Raw genomic sequence first — 24,314 nt, 5'->3', positions numbered from 1 at the left:
AGAAAAAGCAGCGGGGATCAAATATCTGTATAAAGTGCTACGATAATCTAAGATTCCATCAAAGGTTAGATTATCAAACGCCGACTCAGGACTATCAAGATCGGAAAGCCTCGTTCGATGGTCTGAGCAGAGGCAAGACAATCGGTTAGAACTTATTGACTATCTGAGACTGTCCAACCGTTGGGATCGACTTCTGGTATAGGTGAGGATATCGATCCGCAATTGTCAGGTTAACACCAAATCCCCCTGATCCAGTGCAGTGGACAAGCCTTCTTGTTCCTGGTGACCACTTCAGTGGTCTCTGATGATAACTGGGTTTTGCTAACTGGATTTAGGATAAACCTGTCTTAGTGCGGTTTTGTCGTTACTTGTCTAAAAATTGTTGCTATTTCACTAACTACCTTATTTTTTATAGTTAAAAATTATGGCAAGCAAATCTTATTCGATGGTGCAGAATTACCCAACCGGAACAACCGGAACGGGACTAGATCAAACGGTTGAAAGAATTGGCAGAGATCCAGGACTTGCTGGTGCTAATCTCGGCACAAATATTACGGGTGGAATGACGGCAGCTAATGGATTAAATCAGTTAATCTTAGAAGCCAAACAAGCGACTGGAGTTGCTATTAACGGCATTTTTACTGTCAGTGACGTAATCGCGATTAATGCCTGGATTCGTGCTAACCGTTTAGCAGAATTTACTGCTCTCCACGGTGATGACGACGGTACAACAGAAACAGGGTTTCATTCAGTCCAAAATGACGGAGCGACTCAACAGTATCGCAACCAAAATTTAGTTGATACGGTTTTTGATGGCATTTATCACATTGGTTTCCTCATTCAAAATGGTACTTTTCTCAATGAAGATGGGAACGCAAATGCCACGGTTGCTCAGGTGGCGGATTGGCTAACCCAATTTTATACGGATCGGGCAACAACTAATACCGGATTTGATCGGATTACGGAATTAATTATTGCAGATCAGGGTTTAGCGCAAAATATACCTTGGCAAGAAATTGCTGGCGGTGCTGATGCTGCCAATGGACTGAATGATTTATTAAAAACAGCGATTACCACCTACAATCTCGCCGCCGATGGTTCAATTTCCGAAAGCGATATTGCACAAATTAACAATTGGATTCGCTCTGATGCCACCCGTTATAACGCTTTTGTTGTTCTGCATGGGGATGATGACGGCACAACAGAAACTGGCTTCCATTTAGTTCAAAATGACGGCGCTCAGACCACATATTTTGCGAAAAACCTAGTTAATACCGTTGCTGACGGAATCTATCATATTGGCTTTCAAATCCAAAATGGGCGATTTCTCAACGAAGATGGTGCAGCTAATGCCACAGTCAAAGACGTAGCGGATTGGGTAACATATTTTTACGTTGATCAGTCCACCACTGGCACAGGATTAGATAAAATTGTCGATACCATCAAAATTGATACTGGCTTAGCCAAGTGGACAAATGCGGGAGATATTAACGCCGGAGCCGCCGCCGCCGACGGACTTAACCATCTATTAGTCGATGGCATTACTGCTACAGGTATCGCTGCTGATGGCTGGATTACCAGCGATGATATTCGCACCCTCAATCAATGGGTTCGCACTAATCACTATGACGAATTTATCCTCCTCCACGGTGACGATGAGGGAAATGAGGAAACTGGCTTCCATCTGGTGCAAAATGACGGAGCGACAACCCAATACTTCGGTAAAAATTTAGTCAATACCGTAGCCGATGGACTCTATCACATTGGCTTTACCATCCAAGACAATCGTCTCCTCAACGAAGATGGTGATGCCAATGCTCGCCTTAACGATGTTTCCAGTTGGCTCAACTATTTCTATCTTCAGAAAACCATTATTTACGGTGATAACTCTAGCGACACGATTACAGGTACGAATCTTGCCGAAAACCTGATGGGTTACGGGGGAAACGATATTCTCAATGGTGGCGGCGGCGATGACCTAATCGATGGAGATTGGGGGTCTGACACTTTATCGGGTGGGGTTGGTAATGACTTCCTCTATGGTGGTGCAGACAATGACCAATTAGATGGAGGTGAAGACTCAGACACTTATTATGTCTCCGGTAATCTAGCAGGAGGCTGGTCGAGTTTCCAAGGCTACGACATCTACACCGATACCGGCACCTCTGGGGTGGATAAAATTGTGGCCTTGGGTACAGGAGACGTGGACCTGGGGATTCTTTCCTTTAGCGCCAATAGTGGCATTGAAACCATTGATGGTACAGGAGTAACAGGAAAAGTCACCATCGTCGGTGATTGGAGTGATAATACCTTCGACTTCTCTAATACGGCTTTTGTCGGTAACAATATCCAAATCAATGGCTATTGGGGGAATGATAATATCACCGGAACCACTGGTAATGATGTCATTATTGGTGGCGGTGGTGAGGACAAACTTAACGGCGGTAACGGTTCCGACCAATACGTTTATACCGGTTATCAAAGTAATGAGTGGAGTACCTTTGAAGGTTATGACACCATTACGGATACAGGAACCACTGGTACAGATACCATTGTCGCCAAAGGTACGGGTAATGTTGATATCGGGCTCAAGAGTTTTAGCCCCAATAGTGGCATTGAAACCATCGACGGGACAGGAGTAACAGGAAAAGTCACCATCGTCGGTGATTGGAGTGATAATACTCTCGACTTCTCTAATACGGCTTTTGTCGGTAACAATATCCAAATCAATGGCTATTGGGGGAATGATAATATCACCGGAACCACTGGTAATGATGTCATTATTGGTGGCGGTGGTGATGACAAACTTAACGGTGGTAACGGTTCCGACCAATACGTTTATACCGGTTATCAAAGTAATGAGTGGAGTACCTTTGAAGGTTATGACACCATTACGGATACAGGAACCACTGGTACAGATACCATTGTCGCCAAAGGTACGGGTAATGTTGATATCGGGCTCAAGAGTTTTAGCCCCAATAGTGGCATTGAAACCATCGACGGGACAGGAGTAACAGGAAAAGTCACCATCGTCGGTGATTGGAGTGATAATACTCTCGACTTCTCTAATACGGCTTTTGTCGGTAACAATATCCAAATCAATGGCTATTGGGGGAATGATAATATCACCGGTAATGCTGCCAATAATGTCATTATTGGTGGCGGTGGTGAGGACAAACTTAACGGTGGTAACGGTTCCGATAATTACCTCTATACAGGGTATCAAAGTAATGAGTGGAGTACCTTTGAAGGTTATGACACCATTACGGATACAGGAACCACTGGTACAGATACCATTGTCGCCAAAGGTACGGGTAATGTTGATATCGGGCTCAAGAGTTTTAGCCCCAATAGTGGCATTGAAACCATCGACGGGACAGGAGTAACAGGAAAAGTCACCATCGTCGGTGATTGGAGTGATAATACTCTCGACTTCTCTAATACGGCTTTTGTCGGTAACAATATCCAAATCAATGGCTATTGGGGGAATGATAATATCACCGGTAATGCTGCCAATAATGTCATTATTGGTGGCGGTGGTGAGGACAAACTTAACGGTGGTAACGGTTCCGATAATTACCTCTATACAGGGTATCAAAGTAATGAGTGGAGTACCTTTGAAGGCTATGACACCATTACGGATACAGGAACCACTGGTACAGATACCATTGTCGCCAAAGGTACGGGTAATGTTGATATCGGGCTCAAGAGTTTTAGCCCCAATAGTGGCATTGAAACCATCGACGGGACAGGAGTAACAGGAAAAGTCACCATCGTCGGTGATTGGAGTGATAATACTCTCGACTTCTCTAATACGGCTTTTGTCGGTAACAATATCCAAATCAATGGCTATTGGGGGAATGATAATATCACCGGAACCACTGGTAATGATGTCATTATTGGTGGCGGTGGTGAGGACAAACTTAACGGCGGTAACGGTTCCGATAATTACCTCTATACTGGTTATCAAAGTAATGAGTGGAATACCTTTGAAGGTTATGACACCATTACGGATACAGGAACCACTGGTACAGATACCATTGTCGCCAAAGGTACGGGTAATGTTGATATTGGTCTCAAGAGTTTTGGGGTCAATAGTGGCATTGAAACCATCGACGGGACAGGAGTAACAGGAAAAGTCACCATCGTCGGTGATGGGAGTGATAATACTCTCGACTTCTCTAATACGGCTTTTGTCGGTAACAATATCGAAATAAACGGCTATTGGGGGAATGATGATATCACCGGTAATGCTGCCAATAACGTCATTATTGGTGGCGGTAGTCAGGACAAACTTAACGGCGGTAACGGTTCCGACCAATATGTTTATACTGGTTATCAAAGTAATGAGTGGAGTACCTTTGAAGGTTATGACACCATTACGGATACAGGAACCACTGGTACAGATACCATTGTCGCCAAAGGTACGGGTAATGTTGATATCGGTCTCAAGAGTTTTGGGGTCAATAGTGGCATTGAAACCATCGACGGGACAGGAGTAACAGGAAAAGTCACCATCGTCGGTGATGGGAGTGATAATACTCTCGACTTCTCTAATACGGCTTTTGTCGGTAACAATATCCAAATCAATGGCTATTGGGGGAATGATAATATCACCGGTAATGCTGCCAATAATGTCATTATTGGTGGCGGTGGTGAGGACAAACTTAACGGTGGTAACGGTTCCGATAATTACCTCTATACAGGGTATCAAAGTAATGAGTGGAGTACCTTTGAAGGCTATGACACCATTACGGATACAGGAACCACTGGTACAGATACCATTGTCGCCAAAGGTACGGGTAATGTTGATATCGGGCTCAAGAGTTTTAGCCCCAATAGTGGCATTGAAACCATCGACGGGACAGGAGTAACAGGAAAAGTCACCATCGTCGGTGATTGGAGTGATAATACTCTCGACTTCTCTAATACGGCTTTTGTCGGTAACAATATCCAAATCAATGGCTATTGGGGGAATGATAATATCACCGGAACCACTGGTAATGATGTCATTATTGGTGGCGGTGGTGATGACAAACTTAACGGTGGTAACGGTTCCGATAATTACCTCTATACTGGTTATCAAAGTAATGAGTGGAATACCTTTGAAGGTTATGACACCATTACGGATACAGGAACCACTGGTACAGATACCATTGTCGCCAAAGGTACGGGTAATGTTGATATCGGTCTCAAGAGTTTTGGGGTCAATAGTGGCATTGAAACCATCGACGGGACAGGAGTAACAGGAAAAGTCACCATCGTCGGTGATGGGAGTGATAATACTCTCGACTTCTCTAATACGGCTTTTGTCGGTAACAATATCCAAATCAATGGCTATTGGGGGAATGATGATATCACCGGTAATGCTGCCAATAATGTCATTATTGGTGGCGGTGGTCAGGACAAACTTAACGGCGGTAACGGTTCCGATAATTACCTCTATACTGGTTATCAAAGTAATGAGTGGAATACCTTTGAAGGTTATGACACCATTACGGATACAGGAACCACTGGTACAGATACCATTGTCGCCAAAGGTACGGGTAATGTTGATATTGGTCTCAAGAGTTTTGGGGTCAATAGTGGCATTGAAACCATCGACGGGACAGGAGTAACAGGAAAAGTCACCATCGTCGGTGATGGGAGTGATAATACTCTCGACTTCTCTAATACGGCTTTTGTCGGTAACAATATCCAAATCAATGGCTATTGGGGGAATGATGATATCACCGGTAATGCTGCCAATAATGTCATTATTGGTGGCGGTGGTCAGGACAAACTTAACGGCGGTAACGGTTCCGATAATTACCTCTATACTGGTTATCAAAGTAATGAGTGGAATACCTTTGAAGGTTATGACACCATTACGGATACAGGAACCACTGGTACAGATACCATTGTCGCCAAAGGTACGGGTAATGTTGATATTGGTCTCAAGAGTTTTGGGGTCAATAGTGGCATTGAAACCATCGACGGGACAGGAGTAACAGGAAAAGTCACCATCGTCGGTGATGGGAGTGATAATACTCTCGACTTCTCTAATACGGCTTTTGTCGGTAACAATATCCAAATCAATGGCTATTGGGGGAATGATGATATCACCGGTAATGCTGCCAATAATGTCATTATTGGTGGCGGTGGTCAGGACAAACTTAACGGCGGTAACGGTTCCGATAATTACCTCTATACTGGTTATCAAAGTAATGAGTGGAATACCTTTGAAGGTTATGACACCATTACGGATACAGGAACCACTGGTACAGATACCATTGTCGCCAAAGGTACGGGTAATGTTGATATTGGTCTCAAGAGTTTTGGGGTCAATAGTGGCATTGAAACCATCGACGGGACAGGAGTAACAGGAAAAGTCACCATCGTCGGTGATGGGAGTGATAATACTCTCGACTTCTCTAATACGGCTTTTGTCGGTAACAATATCCAAATCAATGGCTATTGGGGGAATGATGATATCACCGGTAATGCTGCCAATAATGTCATTATTGGTGGCGGTGGTCAGGACAAACTTAACGGCGGTAACGGTTCCGATAATTACCTCTATACTGGTTATCAAAGTAATGAGTGGAATACCTTTGAAGGTTATGACACCATTACGGATACAGGAACCACTGGTACAGATACCATTGTCGCCAAAGGTACGGGTAATGTTGATATTGGTCTCAAGAGTTTTGGGGTCAATAGTGGCATTGAAACCATCGACGGGACAGGAGTAACAGGAAAAGTCACCATCGTCGGTGATGGGAGTGATAATACTCTCGACTTCTCTAATACGGCTTTTGTCGGTAACAATATCCAAATCAATGGCTATTGGGGGAATGATGATATCACCGGTAATGCTGCCAATAATGTCATTATTGGTGGCGGTGGTCAGGACAAACTTAACGGCGGTAACGGTTCCGATAATTACCTCTATACTGGTTATCAAAGTAATGAGTGGAATACCTTTGAAGGTTATGACACCATTACGGATACAGGAACCACTGGTACAGATACCATTGTCGCCAAAGGTACGGGTAATGTTGATATTGGTCTCAAGAGTTTTGGGGTCAATAGTGGCATTGAAACCATCGACGGGACAGGAGTAACAGGAAAAGTCACCATCGTCGGTGATGGGAGTGATAATACTCTCGACTTCTCTAATACGGCTTTTGTCGGTAACAATATCGAAATAAACGGCTATTGGGGGAATGATGATATCACCGGTAATGCTGCCAATAATGTCATTATTGGTGGCGGTGGTCAGGACAAACTTAACGGCGGTAGTGGTGAGGACATTCTTATCGGAGGATTAGGGTCAGATCAACTAACGGGAGGCGAAGGTCCGGACCGTTTTATCTTCAACACCGTTGATGAAATCGGTCAAGGTGCAAACCAAGACAATATCCTCGATTTCAATACTGGTCTTGATACTATTGATATCTCTGGCATTGATGCCAACTCCCTCAACGCTGGTAATCAGAGTTTCACGTTTATTGGTGCCTCGGATTTTTCAAGTCAAGCGGGACAACTGCGCTTTTACGGCGGTCTCCTTTGCGGGGATACCAACGGCGATGCAGTCAGCGACTTTCAATTGGCGATCGCTGGAGTGTATAGTTTACCTGTTACCAATATAGTGCTGTGACATCCTCTGGTTTAAGGCAATAAGCTCTATTAGGGGTCGAGAAGGTCGTCACCGACCTCCCCTCCCATTCAGAACCGTGCGTGAGACTTTCACCTCACACGGCTCCTAGTTTGACTGTTCCCTTGTTAAGGATACAGCTTGACTTCCTTTGGTTAACCTTGTATTATCTAGGTTGACTGTTGATGTCAAACCAGATGATTTTAGGCTTCCATCAGATGCCGATTTATCATCGTGACAGTGGCGGTGTAGTAATTGAAGGTTTTTATATTCATCCTTTCCGCCTAAGCTGAGAGGGTGAATGTGGTCAACTTCAATTAAATCCGATGGTGTGAAATACTGCCCACATCGGCTACACTTGCCTTGTTGCTTCTTAAGTAGTTTGGCTACTCTTGTCGGTGTGTCGATTGCTTGTCCTCGTCTGGTCGCCCAGTAAGTCCAATTTCCGTCGTAAGGTGAAGTTTCGGGGCGTACTAGGGTATGTCTGACAATTGGTGTCCAATTATGTTGCCATAAATGAAGACCATCTTTGGTCTTAAATAACCAAGATTCTTGCCTTTCTTTCCCATTGCTGAGTTTAACTGTACCCGGTCTAAAGTAGTTTCTCAGCTTTTCGTGGTTTGATTTACCGCATCTTGATACTGTCCATGCCCTTAACATTAACCAGATTGTATTGTCTAGTTTATTGAAGGTATCTGTGGATACTACTCCTGAGTAGTAGTTAGCCCAACCTCTAATGATTGGGTTTAAGTGACTAATCAGGGCTGATTGAGGTGCTGTTTTGTGTTTTTTGATTACACCTTTAATCGCTTCTGTGTGGGCTTTAACTGCTTTTTGGCTAGGTTTAATATGTGTTAGAAATGTTTTGGGTATTCCTTTATATATTTTCCCTGCTTTGTATTTTCCTGCTGGGTATTGCCTGATATTGAATCCTAGAAAATCAAAACCGGGTTCTTCAGTTTTCCCATTGTACTCAATGGGGTTGAGTGTATGAGACACTCTGGTTTTTTCTGGTTTGAGTTCTAATCCAATTGGTTTTAACCATTCAGAAATGGCAGTTTGGCACTGTTCAATGATTTCGAGTGATGGTGAAATCACCACAAAGTCATCGGCGTATCTTATTAGAACAGCTTGAGTTTTACTACCCTTTTTGGGGAATAGTGTTTCAATTAATCTTGCCATTCCATCCAGTGCGATGTTGGCTAGTAGTGGACTTATTACCCCTCCTTGTGGTGTCCCTGTTTCTGTTTCTTCAAATACGCCATTATCCAATACTCCTGCTTTGAGCCATTGTTTAATGTCTCTTTTCAAGGCAGTGGGACAATGAATTTTTGACAGTAGGAAGTTGTGATTAATTCGGTCAAAACACTTGGCAATATCAGCATCTAATACGAAGTAGCTACTTTTATTGATGCTAAGGTATATCCTCGATATTGCATCATGGGCAGACCTTCCGGGTCGAAAACCGTAGCTGGTTTCTTCCATTTTTGACTCCCATTCTGGTTCGAGTGCCGATTTAATCAACGCTTGTCTAGCTCTGTCTTTGATGGTTGGTATTCCTAGTGGACGTTTTTCATCCCTGCCGGGTTTAGGAATCCATACCCTTCTTAACGGTTTTGCTTTAAGTTTTCCCTTGATTTCTTCGGTTAGATTTAGCCTTTGTTCTGGGGATATTGCTATCACTCCATCGACTCCTGCTGTTTTCTTTCCTTGATTATCTTGGGTTACTTTGCGGACTGCTAATAGACGAGCGTAGTATGATTTCACCAATAGACGTTGCAACCTTCTAACCTTTGCATCCTGTCCCGATTTAGCCGCTTGGTATATCCTCTTTTGGAGCTTGAAAACATATCTTTGGATTTTACCCCAATTGATAGCTTTCCATACATTCGTAGTCTTAGTGGTTTTCGGTTTCCCGAACCCTTTACCTTCTCAAGGGTTTCGTCATATAGACTCCTACTAGACTCTATCCTTACAATCAAACCGTAACCTGTGAGCATATCCCGACTATTACCGTCAGGCGTTGGCTTTTGGTTACATCTCACACCCTTGAAGGCTTGCGCTTACACTTGTCACTACTGAGTATTTCGACCGATACTCAGAGCCTGAAAGGGCTTATCACGTTCCGTTTATATGGGCATTCCATCTTTAGATTTGTCCTATCCATCGGGGTACTTTTAAAGGTCTGTGTAAGTGAGTTAGTAAATTCCTTACTTTTCCCCTTGTTCTTTTGAACGCAGTGTATCAACCTATTTCACTACTAGCTAATTACGATGGTTCAGGTCGGACATTCGGTTCACACCTAATCATGGATGGTTGGCAGTGGTCTCGATTCTGGTGTTAGGTTACACCTCGGAGCCTTCCGTTCCCCGCTTCAGTCCCAGAATTGTGATTTCTGAATCTGGGGGTGGCTATCGCCGTTACTCTCACCTTTGTAACAATTTGTGAATAATTGTTACAAAGTGTATTGACCTTGAGTCCCTTTGCCTAGTTTGGTATCACGTTGATACTAAACGTCGGGACATATAAACAGTTATAAGGCTGGTCTGGGTTGACCTGTTAGATTCAGTCAGGGGACTGAAGACCTTACTAGGCGGTTATTTCGGGCATTTCAGCTCTATTTCATGCCTAAACGTTTCGCACTACTTTGGTTAACCTATCAAGCACGCTTACACGGAGAGGAGAGTTGTGAAAGTTTTTTGGAAGAACATGAATGGCAATCTTTGTGTGCCACTATTCATAAAAAGAGTCCGCCACCTGAAAAGCCGCCCTCCTTTCGAGAAGCGGTCAGAATGATTGCTTCTCTTGGGGGGTTTTTAGGTAGAAAAGGTGACGGTGAACCAAGTGTTAAAACTATTTGGTTGGGACTGCGAAGGTTACATGATATCAGCCAGACTTGGAAACTATCTCATCAAATTAGTCCCCCCATAGAACCCCCTTGAGCCATCTTGCACACTTTTCTCTTTTTGTCAAATTTTATGTCTGGACTTCCCCGTTGACAAAAGGCCATAACCTATGCTGTAGGAGGAATTAAGAGAATTTCCGCCGCCCCGTTACTGGGTACAAATCAGGGAAACTCCCAATAAATCTAACGCTTTTTGTTGCAGTTGGGTCGGTCGAGTTATCTTAGAAAAACGATAACTTCCCTCCCTAATCGTACATTCCACTGTATTCAAGCAAATTGTCCCCAGGTCTTCCAACAAAGTCCGAAAGCTATGCACAGGAAAGTCCTCTTGATTCCGTTTTTTTCTCTCTTTAGACTGAGCGGATTCACTGCGACTCGCTTTAATCACATTCAGAGAACCATCATCAATTTCTTCATCCTCAAATAACAAAGGAGCCAAGCACTGTTTTAAATGCCATTCCACATAATAAGCCAACATACATAAAAAGATATGAGCTTTGACTCTATCACCCTTATAATGATAGATAGGACGTACCTTTAAATCAATTGACTTATAACAGCGAAATGCCTCCTCCACTTGAGACAAACTTTTATAAGCTTTAACCGTTGTCGCTGCATCCATCAAGGTTGACTCCAGAGAAGTTCTTAACACATACACACCATCCAAGGCCGTTTCTTGAGCGATTAATTCCAGCTTACGCTGATAAGAAAAGCCTTCTTCTGTTATCTCTAAGTTATAGTATTTATTGACCTTAAACTGATTAAGAATCTTGCCCACTCTCAAAGCTATCTTATCTTGACCCTTTAAAGCTCTTTTCTCCCTTTGAGTCGCCTGAACAATCAAATCTAGTTCCTTCTCTACCGCTTCTAATAATGCCTCTCTTTGTAGTTGATTTTTCTGGGCAATGAAGGGATTCCGACAAGCAATTAATCTTTCATCGGGATAATCTTCACTCTCAAATTCCACCAAGTTTACCTGATCAAATAATCCTAATTGAATCACTTCTACCTCAGCCAGTTTCCGAATTTGAGGCTTAGTTAAACCAGTAATATAGTCTAATCCTTCTATCGGTTTTACTAATTCGTTGATTTTCGAGTTAGTTAAAATTCCTCTATCGCTTACCCAGACCACATTCTCAATCACCCAACCCTTTCTGACTTTCTCAATTTGTCCGCTTAAAGTAGCACCGTCTGAGGTGTTTCTTTCAAATACTTCTACCGCTATCGGACAACCCTTGGCTGAACAGAGCAGACCAAAAACTATCTGAGTTTTCCCTTTCTTTTTATCTCGGTTATAACCATATTTTCCCAGTTCACAACCATTTCCTTCTAGGTAGGTAGAAGTGACATCATACAAGACTAATGTTCCTGATTCTAAGTGTTTAATTGCTAGGTGCTTCTCAATTTTCTCTTGTTTTTCTAATAACCAATCTAAGGCGTTATATAATTCGTCTTCATCGGCTTTCTCTAAGTCTAACAATTGTCCTAAACTCTGACTACAAGTCTCGCTATTAAACCCTCTCGCTGTGGCTAGTTTCGATTTAGGATTGATGATTCTTGCCACAATCATCGCCACCACTAAGTTTCTGATTCGTGAGGATTTTTCACTGATTATTTTATCTAAACCTAATTTTTTAATCGTCTCTAAAATAGCCATTACATGACCATGAGGAAGACTTCTAATCACTTCAAAATGATTGGGAATGCCTTCAGTCATGGACAGTGTTGCGCCTTTAAGAGCCAGTTTCAGATTGTCGATAATATCATCGGGTAATTTTGAGAGATTGGCCAGGGTTCTTTTTTTGACTTGATCTCCTTCTCGGTAGGACTCCCGAAGAAGAACGGCGGGGGGGGAATTACGGTTAGGAACTTTTTCTATATACATGGCTATCATTCTAGCAAATAGAGAGAATTCTTGTCCATTAAGAAATGTTACAAATTACATGGGTACATTAAGAAAAGTTAAGGGGCGTATCCATTGATGGATAAGGGTTTTCGGCTATTATAGTATATATGTATGGGGGAAGTTCAGGAATACAGTGGAATGTACGATTAGGGAGGGAAGTTATCGTTTTTCTAAGATAACTCGACCGACCCAACTGCAACAAAAAGCGTTAGATTTATTGGGAGTTTCCCTGATTTGTATCCAGTAACGGGGCGGCGGAAATTCTCTTAATCCCTTCTACAGCACAGGTTATGGCCTTTTGTCAACGGGGAAGTCCAGATATATTAGTAAAAATTATCAATTGAATGTTAAGAAGTGCGGACAGTAGGTACGCTCCTCGAGCAAGATTGCTGTCGGCTCGATGGTTAGTGCTGCCCTTGGGTAATGGAAAAGAGACGGCGCTGACAGTGACAAATCCCAAGGATAGCAATCCCAAAGCGAGCGGACTGCTGCTTTCTGGTACGGCTGTCACCTCAGCAAAGGGAATGATAGTTTCAAACAGATACACGAGAGACGATCCCGATCCTTGCAAAGGAGAAAGATCAAGTCCTGGTTTAGATGAGCGACTAACCGCAGAAATTAAAGGGTTAACTGCAAGAGTCGCTGATCGGGAATTTACCAGTCGGGGGATTCTGATAGCTTTGGTTGTTGCTATTTTAGGAGGAGCGGCCAAAATTTTTGGTTTTCTCCCCAATCCTTGACAGCGATCGCATAATGTTTGAGGAAATTAACGCCCAATTGAAACGGCTAAAAAATTAAACTACCCGATCGAGTGTCTTTTCTGTCAATCTTCTTGAGGATATTTTTCCCAAAGATCTGTGATTTGGCGAAGACTTTGGAAGTTGCCATTACCGAGGATCAAATGATCTAGGAGAGGAATGGCTAGATAGGTAGCTCCCTGTAATAATTGTTCTGTGAGTAAAATATCGTCTTGACTAGGCACAAGTGACCCGGTGGGGTGATTATGGGCGATAATTAACTTAGTAGCTGATTGTTTCACTACTTCTCGAAAGATTTCTCGTGGATGTACCAGTGTTTCCGTGGCTGTGCCGATAGTAATCACCTTGAGTGCGATTAACTGATTTTTGACATCGAGTAAAATAACGGCGAAACGTTCCTGAGACTGATACATTAGTTCGTGTCCAAGGATAGCGGCAGCGGTATCGGGACTATCGATAACCATTTTTTCCGTCGGTCGTCGTTGAAAAGCTCGTTTTCCCAATTCGATCGCCGCTAGAATAGTAGTAGCCTTAGCCGGTCCAATGCCATGAATAGCGGTTAATTCTTGGGGCTGAATATCCCTCAAAACGTCCAAAGGATCCCGGCGATATTTACTCAATTCATTGAGAATATGCTGTCCTAAACCCACCGCCGAGAGTTTCCCCTTACCTTGACCTGTAGCCAGTAAAATCGCTAATAATTCGGCGTTGCTGAGGTTTTTCGCCCCGACACTGATTAAACGTTCCCTCGGTCTTTCACTGACGGGAATATCGGCAATTCTTAAGCTGTAGGTCATGGAAGTGGCAAGCTACCGCGATAAAATTCCATCATACAATTTTAGCCAGTGCCTAGAGGGATTTGGCGGGTAAATCAAGGGGAAAAACTCTCCTTACTGATAGCGAATTCCCGCATCTTCGAGGCGCTGTAAGGCTTCCCCTAATCGCGGGATATCGGCGATTAAACTGACGCGCACATAACCTTCCCCTCCCTCCCCAAAAGCATTGCCCGGAGTGACAACGACACCGGTTTTTTGCAAAACACTGAGGGCAAAATCCGTGGAAGTCATACCGACGCTACAGGGGACCCAGAGATACATTGTCGCCTTAGAGGGGGGAATATCCCAACCTAATTGTCCCAAACCTTTGATTAAAAAATCTCGTCGCTGTCGGTATCTTTCCTGTACTTGTTTGACGTATTCATCGGGCAGTTGTAGGGCGGTTTCGGCCGCTTTTTGGATGACGGAAAAGATGCCATAATCGAGATTAGTTTTCAGGGTGCGTAACCCTTGAATAATATCGGAATTGCCCACGACAAAACCGACGCGCCACCCGGCCATATTATAGGTTTTCGAGAGGGTATGAAATTCCACACTAATCTCTTTTGCCCCCGGAATTTCTAATAAACTGGTGGGCTGATAACCATCAAAACTTAATTCAGCATAACAGAGATCGTGGACGAGCATAATCTCATATTGCCGGGCCCAAGCAACGATTTTTTCAAAAAATTCCCGAGGGGCAACGGCGGCGGTGGGGTTACTGGGATAGTTAAAATAGAGGATTTTCGCCTGTTTAGCCACATCTTCGGGGATAGAATCGATATCTATCAGCCAATCCTGTTCTGCTTTTAAAATGATCGGGTATAGCGTCGCCCCAGCAATCAAAGGACCGCGAAAATGGGCGGGATAGGCGGGACTGGGAACTAAGACCACATCGCCGGGGTTAACATAAGCTAGGGCTAGGTGAGATAGGCCCTCTTTGGAACCTAGCAGGGGTAAAGCTTCGTTATCGGGATTGAGTTCCACACCATAAGAGCGATCATACCATTTAGCGATCGCTTCTCGGAAACTGGCGGTTCCTTCAAAGGGGGGATAACCGTGAAATTGGGGGGTTTCAAAAGCTTGAATGGCCGCTTCGATAACTGGAAGCGGAGCAAAACCGTCCGGGTTGCCCATGCCTAAATCGATTAAATCTAGTCCTTCTTTGCGGGCTAAGGCTTTTAATTCATCCAAGCGGGCGAAAACGTAGGGGGGTAAGGCACTTAATCGCTTGGCGCGGCTATTCGTCCAATTTACACTCATTACTTCTTGGCTTACTGATCGAGGTAATCTACCATTATGGCACGAGTGTATGGCTAATTTAACAGTTAGGGACTTGCGCTTTGATAATGTACCTTTTGGGCGAACGCAGTTCGCCCCTACATTGTGGACAAAATCCGTTACTGTAGGGGCGCAAAGCTTGCGCCCTCCGATCGATTGGGATATTATTCCCACGCAAGTCCCTTAGTTATTAGCTGACTTCTTTGTGCCTCAGTATTGCTAGAATTGCCCGACACCGGAGATGGAGAGTCAAACTAAGGTAATCTAATTAATAGAGGCCCAAAATTACTGATTAGCCCCAGCATTACCCCCATTCTTCGCCATTATCGGCCGGTAAGTCCTGACTCCTCACTCCTCAATTCTTTTGTAAAATATGACTGCGATCGCTGTTCAGATAACTTCTATTTTACCCCCCGACACGACAGTTATTGCCTGGCCACAAGTGCCAAAAGAGGAACAAGAAAGATTATCAAGGGCAATTAGGGGCAAAAGTCCTGAAATTATAGTCTATCCCGCTAATACGGCCGCTTTAGCCTCTCTGGTGCGTTTTGCCAACGAAAATCGTCTGTCTTTATTGGCCTACGGTCAAGGCAGTAAATTAGATTGGGGTGGATTAGTCCAGTCACCCGATATTTTAGTCAGTACCCAAAATCTCAACCGGATTATTGACCATGCTAGGGGAGATTTAACTATAACCGTGGAATCTGGGCTTAAACTAGCGGATTTACAGGCTTTTTTGGCTCCTAGCGGTCAATTTATTCCTCTTGATCCCAGTTACGCCCATAATGCCACGATTGGCGGTATTATGGCCACGGCCGATGCCGGAACATGGCGGCAAAGATACGGTGGAGTCCGGGATCTGATCCTAGGATTCTCCTTTATCCGTCACGATGGCGAGATTGCTAAAGCTGGAGGGCGTGTGGTCAAGAATGTGGCGGGATACGACATGATGAAGCTATTTACGGGTTCCTACGGCACTTTGGGGATTATCGATCAAATTACCCTGCGACTGTATCCCGAAACCCCTAACTCAGAAACCCTGATAATCACTGGAAATAGCGAAAATATTAGCAAATTGAGTCAAGTTATTCGGCAATCGTCCCTAACTCCCACCGTGGCTGAATGTTTAAACCCAGGGATGACGCAAGCACTAGGATTAGAGGAAAAAGTCGCTTTACTGCTGCGTTTTCAAAGCATTCCCGAAAGTATTAGCGAACAATCGCAACAGGTGAGTTATTTAGGACAACAGTTAGATTGTCAGACCAATTATTATCGGGATGAGGCAGAAGTTTCTTTATGGCAAAGATACCGAAAAACAATCGATAATTATGACCAAGAGGGCAATTTTTTCGGCAAAATAGGATTATTACCCAGCAGTTTAGCTCTAGTTATCGACCAAATTAACGGACTAGCCTCGATTAATATTAGTAGCGGCGTGGGTAAAGTTATCTTAAAATCGGAGGAAAATCTTGACAAAATTCGCTCTTTATGCAGTGCCAATCACGGTTATTTAACGGTGTTAACCGCACCCCCATCCCTAAAAGAAAAAATTGAACCTTGGGGTTATACAGGTAACGCAATTACCATGATGAAAACCCTAAAAACTAAATTCGATCCTCACGGTATTTTTAGTCCTGAACGCTTTCTTAACAAAATCTAATTAAAAATTATGCAAACCTCCGAACATTCCGTTAACTTTCAAGAATTAATCGACCAAAAAAATCAAGGATTTGACCCCAAAAATCCCCCCGCTCAAGAATTAATCGATAGTTGTGTTCACTGTGGTTTTTGTCTTTCTACCTGTCCCAGTTATCGAGTTATTGGCAAAGAAATGGACTCCCCCCGGGGTAGAATTTATCTGATGAATGCCATCAACAAAGGAGAAGCAGTTTTAGACGAAACCACTAGCCAACATTTTGATACTTGTTTAGGTTGTTTAGCCTGTGTTAGTACTTGTCCATCGGGAGTACAATACGATCAATTAATCGCCGCAGTTCGTCCGCAAGTGGAACGCAATCAACCCCGCAGTTTTAAAGATAAAATTATTCGTTTTCTGATTTTTAATCTCTTTCCCTATCCCGTCCGTCTCAAATTATTTTTACCTTTCCTCTGGTTATATCAAACCCTAGGATTACAAACCCTAGTCAGGAAATCGGGTATCTTAAAAATGCTCTTTCCTCGTCTAGCGGCCATGGAATCAATTTTACCCAAAATTACTCTAAATTCTCTGTTTAAAAACTATGCCGATGTTATTCCCTCCCAAACTGAAAAACGCTATCGGGTGGGAGTAGTTTTAGGTTGTGTGCAGCGCCTCTTTTTCTCGCCCGTAAATGAAGCGACAGTGCGGGTTTTAACTGCCAATGGTTGTGAAGTGGTTATCCCAAAAACCCAGGGTTGTTGTGCCGCTTTACCCGCACATCAAGGACAGGAAAAACGAGCACAAAGTTTAGCCAGACAAATGATCGATAGTTTCGCAGAAACTGGGGTTGATTATATTATTATCAATGCGGCGGGTTGTGGTCATACTCTCAAGGAATATCATCATATTTTAGCCGATGATCCTGAATATAAAGATAAGGCTAAGGAGTTTGTGGCTAAAGTACGCGATGCCCAAGAATTTTTGGCAGCAGTGGGATTAACTGCTGATTTATCCCCGATTACCGAGACAGAATTAACCCTAGTTTATCAAGATGCCTGTCATCTTTTACACGGACAAAAAATCTCCGTGCAACCACGACAATTATTGCAAAAAATCCCCAATATTAACTTAAAAGAACCTATCGATGCGGCCTTGTGTTGTGGTAGTGCCGGAGTTTATAATATGCTACAGCCAGATACTGCCGATGAATTAGGTCAGCAGAAAGTACGCAATTTATTAAATACTGGGGCTGCGGTGATTGCTTCTCCTAATCCGGGTTGTTCCCTACAAATTAAAAAACATCTACAATTACAGGGAAAAGATACACCCGTTATTCATCCTATCGAATTATTAGATTATGCGATTCGCGGGCTGAAAATTGGCTAACTCCCACCATTTGAGTTGTGTTAGTGGTGTCAGGACAGCAAAAGAAAACCCCACAGACAAAGACCTTGTAATGATAGAATCGACAATGGCGACAGCTTGGCCATTAGTATTTTTTGCGTCGGACTAGCAGGAGATAAAAGCGTGACCTTTAAGATTGGTTTACTCGGTTTCGGGGTTGTGGGGACGGGAACAGCGAAAATCCTCCTCGATCCTTTTGGTCGTCATCCCGTACTCAAAGAGATTACCATTGGACGAGTGGGAGTTAGAACCCTAGATAAACCGAGAGAAATCGAGCTTTCTCCCCATCTTTTGACCACTGACCTAGAATCGATCGTTACTGACCCCGAAATTGATATTATTGTCGAATTATTGGGGGGTTTGGAACCAGCACGCTCTTTAATTCTCAAGGCAATCGCATCGGGAAAGCACGTTGTTACGGCAAATAAGGCGGTTATTGCCCGTTTTGGTGATGAAATCTACGCCAAAGCTAACGAAAAGGGGGTTTATGTCCTCCTAGAAGCGGCCGTGGGTGGTGGCATTCCCGTCATTAAACCCTTGAAACAATCCCTCGGCGCTAATCGTATCAGCAGCATTATGGGAATTGTCAACGGCACAACTAACTATATTCTCACGGAAATGAGCCAAAAAGGGGCAGATTTTAGCGAAGTGCTGGCCAAAGCTCAGGAATTAGGTTATGCAGAAGCGGATCCCACTGCGGACGTGGATGGATTCGACGCAGCCGATAAAATCGCTATTTTAGCCTCTCTGGGTTTTGGAGGTCGGGTAAAACGGGAAGATGTTTACTGTGAAGGTATCCGGCAAGTTAGCGCCGTCGATATCGCCTACGCTGATAGACTGGGATTTGTGATTAAATTATTAGCGATCGCAAAAGATACGGTTAAGGAAGATTCCGATACTCTAGAGTTGCGGGTTCATCCGACCCTAGTACCGAAAATCCATCCCCTCGCTAATGCTAACGGAGTCTATAACGCTATTCTGGTCGAGGGGGAACCCTTGGGACAAGTGATGTTTTATGGACCGGGTGCGGGTGGCGGACCGACGGCCAGTGCAGTAGTATCGGATGTGATGAATATCGTCGGAATTTTAAAAAGTAGTGGCAAAACCAAGGAACTTGACCCGCTTTTAAGCTGTGTTCACCAGCATTATTGTCAAATCGCCCCGATGGAGGATTTATCGACCCGTTTTTATGCTCGTTTTCTCTGTCGCGATGTGCCGGGGGTAATCGGTCATTTAGGTATGGCTTTCGGCGACCATGGGGTTAGTCTAGAATCCGTGGTACAAATTGGGATTAGGGGTGATTTAGCCGAAATTGTCGTTGTCACCCACGATGTACGCGAGGGCAATTTCCGCAACGCTTTAGCAGCCATAGAGTCTTTAGAAGCTATTGACAGTATTCCCAGTATTCTCCGGGTTTTGTAATTAAGAAATTGCTTTTTTTATGGTCATGGGTCGGAGAATCAGAAGTGAGAAAAGTTGGCTAAGTTTGACCAGCACAATTTTGTTTTTTTGTCTAGGTTTTTTGGGCTTAAATCAAAAATTAATTTTTGCCCAAGGATCCGATAATGTTTGTCCCCTACCGATTTTATCAAGGTTACAACGCCATAAAATCCAAGCGGGAGAAACGATCGCCTCCATCGCCGAAAAATACGCTCTCATCCCCGCAACGATAATTAAACTCAATCCGACTATTCTCAAAAATGGTCTGGCCCCCGTCGGGAAAGAAATCTTTATTCCCCCGATGAATGGCATTCGCATCGAAGCACCCAAGGGTTCCACTTGGCGCGATTTAGAAGCAGCCTATGGTATTCGTGCAGATATACTCTTTGAGCTTAACGGTTGTGGTCGCCGGCCGACAATAGTTTTTATCCCCGGCACCAATTGGTCCGCCGCCAGCAAGCGATCGGATTATACTGGATTAAGTTCTTATCCCTTACCCTTGGCCAGCACTGTCGGATTAGCCTACGGTTGGCAAAAAAGCCCCACGGAACAGAAAAATCTCTTTCATAGTGGTGTTGATCTTCTCGCCCCAATTGGTACTCCTGTTCTAGCATCCGAGGATGGTCTAGTGATTTATGTGGGTCAGGAAGGGGCCTATGGTAATTTGGTAGTAATTAATCATTTAGGTCGCCGGCAGACCCGTTATGCCCATTTAAGCAGGGTTACAGTTAAAATTGACCAAAGGGTACGAGCAGGAGACGTTATCGGTGCGGTTGGCACCACCGGACAACCAGATATTATTCCCCCCCATCTTCATTTTGAGGTGCGCTTAGATACTCCCGTCGGTTGGACAGCGCAGGATCCGGCTTTGCATTTGCCCCAAATCGGCCCGCAATCAAGTCAAAAGTAACCAGTTAAGGGACTTCCAAAAAATAAACTATTCATTCTCGGAGTGTGAGAGGGAGGGGTCGATGATTGCCCCCTCCTTCCCGATTTTGTAGTAGAATTAATCCTGTACATTATTAATCAAGTTTTTCCTTTTAAGTGTATATGGAATTAACTGATTCCCTCAAGAAATTGCTCAGTGAAACTGCACTTCAATTAAAAGATGCAACTAAAAGAAGATTCATGGCACAAACAGTCTTAGAATTGGGCTAGAAAACCCTTGGAATGGGAGTATTTTAGATGAAATCGAAACAGCCTTGAAATTCGCCCAAACTATGACTTGAAAAGGAAAACACCCGATTGTTAAGTTGATTACTGAAATTTACAAAAAGGAGTAAAGCTTGCTAAAAAAGCCAGGGAAAAAATTGAAGAAAAAATCGAACGTCTCCCAGAATTAACGAATCAAGACTTTCCCAATTTGGGCCAATGGTTTATTGATATCTATTATGATAAGACCTGGTTTGTATTTAACTAAGATGGTTGGCTAAAAACTGTCTTTGATTCTTTAACTTGTCCTTTTTATACTCGAAAAAGCTCGGAAGTATAAAAGTTTATGCTGCCTATTTTTTCGGAAAAATAGGTTGTAATGGAAGACTCTTTGTTTTCCTAGACAAAAATAATTACTTTTTCAAAAAAACACTTTTCTATTTTTTTGTTGGGTATTTTATTCTCTGGAAGTCCCTTATTTGCCTAAAACAAAACCCCACCATGGGTGGGGTTTCGGGTTTAATTTAGGAAATCCTAGAAGGTAAAGGTTCCGCGAAGGGTGCCAATCCACTCGTTACCAGTGCCTTTGAACTGTTCAGGTGCAGAAATCCAGATGACACCAGGGGTGATAGAAATATTGTCGGTGACTTGGTACTTGTAGAACAATTCAACGTGGTAGGGAACAATGTTAGATACTTTCAGACCCATTTCCCGGAAGCTTAAGTGACCAATGTAGGGCTGCGCACCAGCAAACAGACCTAAGATATTTCCTTCTTTACCTAAGTCGGGGAAGGCAATACCAGCACCGTAGGTCCACACTTCCGCATCACCGAGACCGAGTAAGCGCACGGTGGAGTAGGAACCGAAGGCACTCAAGCTGGCGAAACCAATATCTACCGCACCGGTTAAACCGTAGCTATTGGATACTTTGGCTCCGAAGTTGAAGAAACCGACTTCATCCTGTAGGGTTACGTCTCCAGGAGGGTTGCCGTTGACGTTGAGCAGGGTATTTAACTGAGTTTGGGAAAGGTTAGCGGCGGAACTTCCCGTCACACCGAAGGAACCACCGTTACCGAAGATGGCGGTATCGGCACCTTGGTAGGCATTAACGTAGGTGAAGCCGACGTTGAGGAAGTTAAAGAGGTTAGCGTTAATCTGTGCTAAAGCGGCGTAATCTCCGTTAAAGAGACCATTACCCGGGTTAGGATTGGCCGCAGAACTAGAGCCACCACCACCGGCTAAGTAACCCAAGGATAGGGAGGTCGGACCGACAATGCTTTGGAGGAAGCCTAACTGTAGGCTAACACCAGCCCCAGAACCACCACCGATACGATAGATGGGGTTTTCAGAAGCGAAGGTAGATAGCGCACCATTACCACCGTCGAAGTCTTCAAAGAAGGGATTAGTGGTGGGAACGAAGTCATTCCAAATACCGCCCCAAGCGGCAACATAGGTATTGAAGCGACCAAAATAACCTAAGTCAATCGGGGTGTAGTAGGCCAACCAGTCGAGAACCACATCGCTACCGTTACCCGCAGCGGTCCAAGTTTGGAATAGGGAAGGGCTTTGCAGATTATCGAATCTGACGGAAGCGGGATCACCATTTTGTAGTGTGGTGGTCGATTTGTAATCAAATCCGAAGGGAGTGGCACTACCCGCCGCTAAACGAGTTTTCAGTACGTCCTGACCGGTGAAGCTCGTGTTTAAAACTAAACGAGCGCGGTATTGCATGGCGGCCTGGGATGCGGGGCTACCAGCACCAACCGTATCGGTGACAGCGAAGATGACTTCCCCAGCTAATTTGGTGGTGGTGGAGAATTGATTATTTTCTAGGAAAGACACCCGGCTTTCTAAGTTATCAACTCTAGCTCCCAAGGCTGCTAATTCAGCTTGGAACTCGTCCATCAAGCGCTTGAGAGCGTCTAAGTCTTCCTTGAGGACGTTGACACCATCTTGAATTAAACGTTCCATCACGTTTAAGCAAGCGTTTAAACCAGCCGCAAACTCCCAACGGGTTAAAGCTCGGTCACCCCGGAAGGTGCGATCGGGATAACCAACAATACAACCATAGCGCTCCACAAGGCTTCTTAGGGCTTCATAGGCCCAGGCGGTGGGGGAAACATCCCGCAGTTGGTTAACGCTGGTGACTTGATCGATGGTATTGCCTTCCACGGGTACGGACTGTCCTTCGTTACCGTACTGTTCGATCTGATTGAGTAGTTCGCCAGTTCCTGCACCGGTGTTCTGAACTTGAGCGATTTCTAGATTGTTAAATTCGGTAGAAACACTGGTAGATTTGACGGGATCGAAGCTACTAGCATTAGCGGAAGCTACTAGGGTAGCCCCTAAAATCGCTGGGCTAACCAGCAATGATTTCCAGAACATTCTTAACATGATGGTTTTTTCCTCACACCTTATAGGTTGACTACACAGTTTGATCACGCATATAGCCTTACTATTCTTCTGCCATTATACACGATTTGATTGCTTAGGGAAAGATGCGATCTCATTTTTTCCCTTGACCGGTTGACAAAGTGGCCACCCTGTTGATCCTAACGGTACTTAAACAAAAACTAAAGTAGGTTAAAATCCTTACAGAGAGAAGACTTAAGCTCAAATAACAGCCTCATTTAGACGAGTCGGGCAAGGTTCTGTAATTTTGATAACGACGACTGAACTGAGTTGTCGTCAGGTTAATTGATGATTTCTGTAGTGGCACTCTTAATATGGAGTGATGTCTAATGGGCAAAACTTAACGCCGATAAAAACAGAGACAAAACCATGAAAAAAAGAAAGATAGCCAATACACTGCGTAAAGCCTTGCTAGAAGATGGCAAGATGGAACGCGCTCTTTATGAATACGAATTAGAAGAACACCTAGACTACTGGTACAAAGGCCTCAAGTCCGACCGGGATCAGTTTGTCTTTGCCATCACGGAAAACTCCGGTCACGTGGCAATGGTATTGATTACGCCAGATAAAACTATCTACGTCAATGAGGAGGCGCGAGAGAAACTCTCCGAATTCTGGACAAAAGCTTATAGAAATAATATAAATCGATTAATTCCCATGATGGCGGACAATTTGGCCAATGATATTATCTCGGTGACAGGCGTTAAAACGGTGTCCCCCAACCAGAAGCGGCGCTGGGTTAGTTTGCGCCCGTAGAGTTAAAGTGAAGAGATGACGAGAAACCCTGAAAAACTATCCGCCCTCACCAATTGCTCGGTAAGGGCGGTGTAGCGGGTCATCGGAATCGACACCAGACTGCCGGAAGGAACTCCAGCTAGTCTAAATCTTGTTTAGACGTGGGGGTCTAGAGAACAGCCCCGGCGCACAGCCGGCTATTGTCGATTAGGAGACCCATGCTTTTAC

At 44.0% G+C, this 24,314-nt stretch carries 12 protein-coding genes and 2 pseudogenes; 9 read left to right on the top strand and 5 right to left on the bottom strand.

All coding sequences use genetic code 11. From position 1 onward, the window contains the following. Positions 1-424: 424 nt before the first annotated feature. Positions 425-7,642 carry a M10 family metallopeptidase C-terminal domain-containing protein gene (locus tag ACQY1X_RS07675; RefSeq protein ID WP_430015532.1) on the top strand — a complete coding sequence of 2,406 codons (7,218 nt, stop codon included), beginning with the start codon at positions 425-427 and terminating at the stop codon, positions 7,640-7,642. Between the two features lie 105 nt (positions 7,643-7,747). Here ACQY1X_RS07675 and ltrA read toward each other — a convergent pair whose 3' ends face one another. Continuing rightward, positions 7,748-9,514, bottom strand: a complete 1,767-nt coding sequence (ltrA, locus tag ACQY1X_RS07670; RefSeq protein ID WP_430014654.1) for a group II intron reverse transcriptase/maturase — start codon at positions 9,512-9,514, stop codon at positions 7,748-7,750. 764 nt (positions 9,515-10,278) lie between these two features. Here ltrA and ACQY1X_RS07665 point away from each other — a divergent pair. Further along, positions 10,279-10,581: pseudogene (locus ACQY1X_RS07665) on the top strand (IS4 family transposase); the annotation flags it as partial. A gap of 111 nt (positions 10,582-10,692) precedes the next feature. Here ACQY1X_RS07665 and ACQY1X_RS07660 read toward each other — a convergent pair. Beyond that, positions 10,693-12,429 (bottom strand): IS1634 family transposase, encoded by a 1,737-nt coding sequence (locus ACQY1X_RS07660; RefSeq protein WP_430014653.1) that lies wholly within the window; start codon positions 12,427-12,429, stop codon positions 10,693-10,695. A gap of 407 nt (positions 12,430-12,836) precedes the next feature. Between ACQY1X_RS07660 and ACQY1X_RS07655 the strand changes: the two genes are divergently transcribed. Beyond that, positions 12,837-13,190 carry a hypothetical protein gene (locus ACQY1X_RS07655; protein WP_306766085.1) on the top strand — a complete coding sequence of 118 codons (354 nt, stop codon included), beginning with the start codon at positions 12,837-12,839 and terminating at the stop codon, positions 13,188-13,190. 83 nt (positions 13,191-13,273) lie between these two features. On the opposite strand, the gene radC is transcribed toward ACQY1X_RS07655, so the two are convergent. Both radC and ACQY1X_RS07645 read right to left on the bottom strand, forming a co-directional pair. After that, complete coding sequence (gene radC / locus ACQY1X_RS07650) at positions 13,274-14,005, bottom strand: RadC family protein (protein ID WP_002732646.1); 732 nt, start codon at positions 14,003-14,005, stop codon at positions 13,274-13,276. 93 nt (positions 14,006-14,098) lie between these two features. Continuing rightward, positions 14,099-15,286, bottom strand: coding sequence for an aspartate aminotransferase (locus ACQY1X_RS07645; protein WP_430015531.1), 1,188 nt, complete (start codon positions 15,284-15,286; stop codon positions 14,099-14,101). A gap of 391 nt (positions 15,287-15,677) precedes the next feature. Here ACQY1X_RS07645 and ACQY1X_RS07640 point away from each other — a divergent pair, with 391 nt between their 5' ends. The 5 genes and pseudogenes from ACQY1X_RS07640 to ACQY1X_RS07620 all read left to right on the top strand — a co-directional run. Next, the gene (locus ACQY1X_RS07640) at positions 15,678-16,964 is read left to right on the top strand and encodes an FAD-binding oxidoreductase (RefSeq protein WP_430015530.1); all 1,287 of its coding nucleotides are present in this window, start codon (positions 15,678-15,680) and stop codon (positions 16,962-16,964) included. Positions 16,965-16,973: 9 nt separating this feature from the next. Next, complete coding sequence (locus tag ACQY1X_RS07635; protein WP_430015529.1) at positions 16,974-18,329, top strand: (Fe-S)-binding protein; 1,356 nt, start codon at positions 16,974-16,976, stop codon at positions 18,327-18,329. Positions 18,330-18,470: 141 nt separating this feature from the next. After that, positions 18,471-19,769, top strand: coding sequence for a homoserine dehydrogenase (locus ACQY1X_RS07630; RefSeq protein ID WP_430015528.1), 1,299 nt, complete (start codon positions 18,471-18,473; stop codon positions 19,767-19,769). A 19-nt stretch (positions 19,770-19,788) separates the two neighbouring features. Further along, the gene (locus tag ACQY1X_RS07625) at positions 19,789-20,697 is read left to right on the top strand and encodes a LysM peptidoglycan-binding domain-containing M23 family metallopeptidase (RefSeq protein WP_430014291.1); all 909 of its coding nucleotides are present in this window, start codon (positions 19,789-19,791) and stop codon (positions 20,695-20,697) included. Positions 20,698-20,941: 244 nt separating this feature from the next. Then, positions 20,942-21,207 (top strand): annotated as a pseudogene (locus ACQY1X_RS07620) (ISAzo13-like element transposase-related protein); the annotation flags it as partial. Positions 21,208-21,473: 266 nt separating this feature from the next. On the opposite strand, the gene ACQY1X_RS07615 reads toward ACQY1X_RS07620, so the two are convergent. After that, on the bottom strand, positions 21,474-23,333 hold the full coding sequence (locus ACQY1X_RS07615) for an iron uptake porin (protein ID WP_016517154.1): 1,860 nt from the start codon (positions 23,331-23,333) through the stop codon (positions 21,474-21,476). A gap of 387 nt (positions 23,334-23,720) precedes the next feature. Here ACQY1X_RS07615 and ACQY1X_RS07610 point away from each other — a divergent pair, with 387 nt between their 5' ends. Further along, complete coding sequence (locus ACQY1X_RS07610) at positions 23,721-24,107, top strand: hypothetical protein (RefSeq protein WP_016517153.1); 387 nt, start codon at positions 23,721-23,723, stop codon at positions 24,105-24,107. Positions 24,108-24,314 lie beyond the last annotated feature (207 nt).

It is taken from the genome of Microcystis protocystis FBCC-A270 (assembly GCF_050500235.1).
In the GTDB taxonomy this organism is placed as follows: domain Bacteria; phylum Cyanobacteriota; class Cyanobacteriia; order Cyanobacteriales; family Microcystaceae; genus Microcystis; species Microcystis ichthyoblabe_A.
This window is presented reverse-complemented; position numbering and strand designations above follow the sequence as displayed.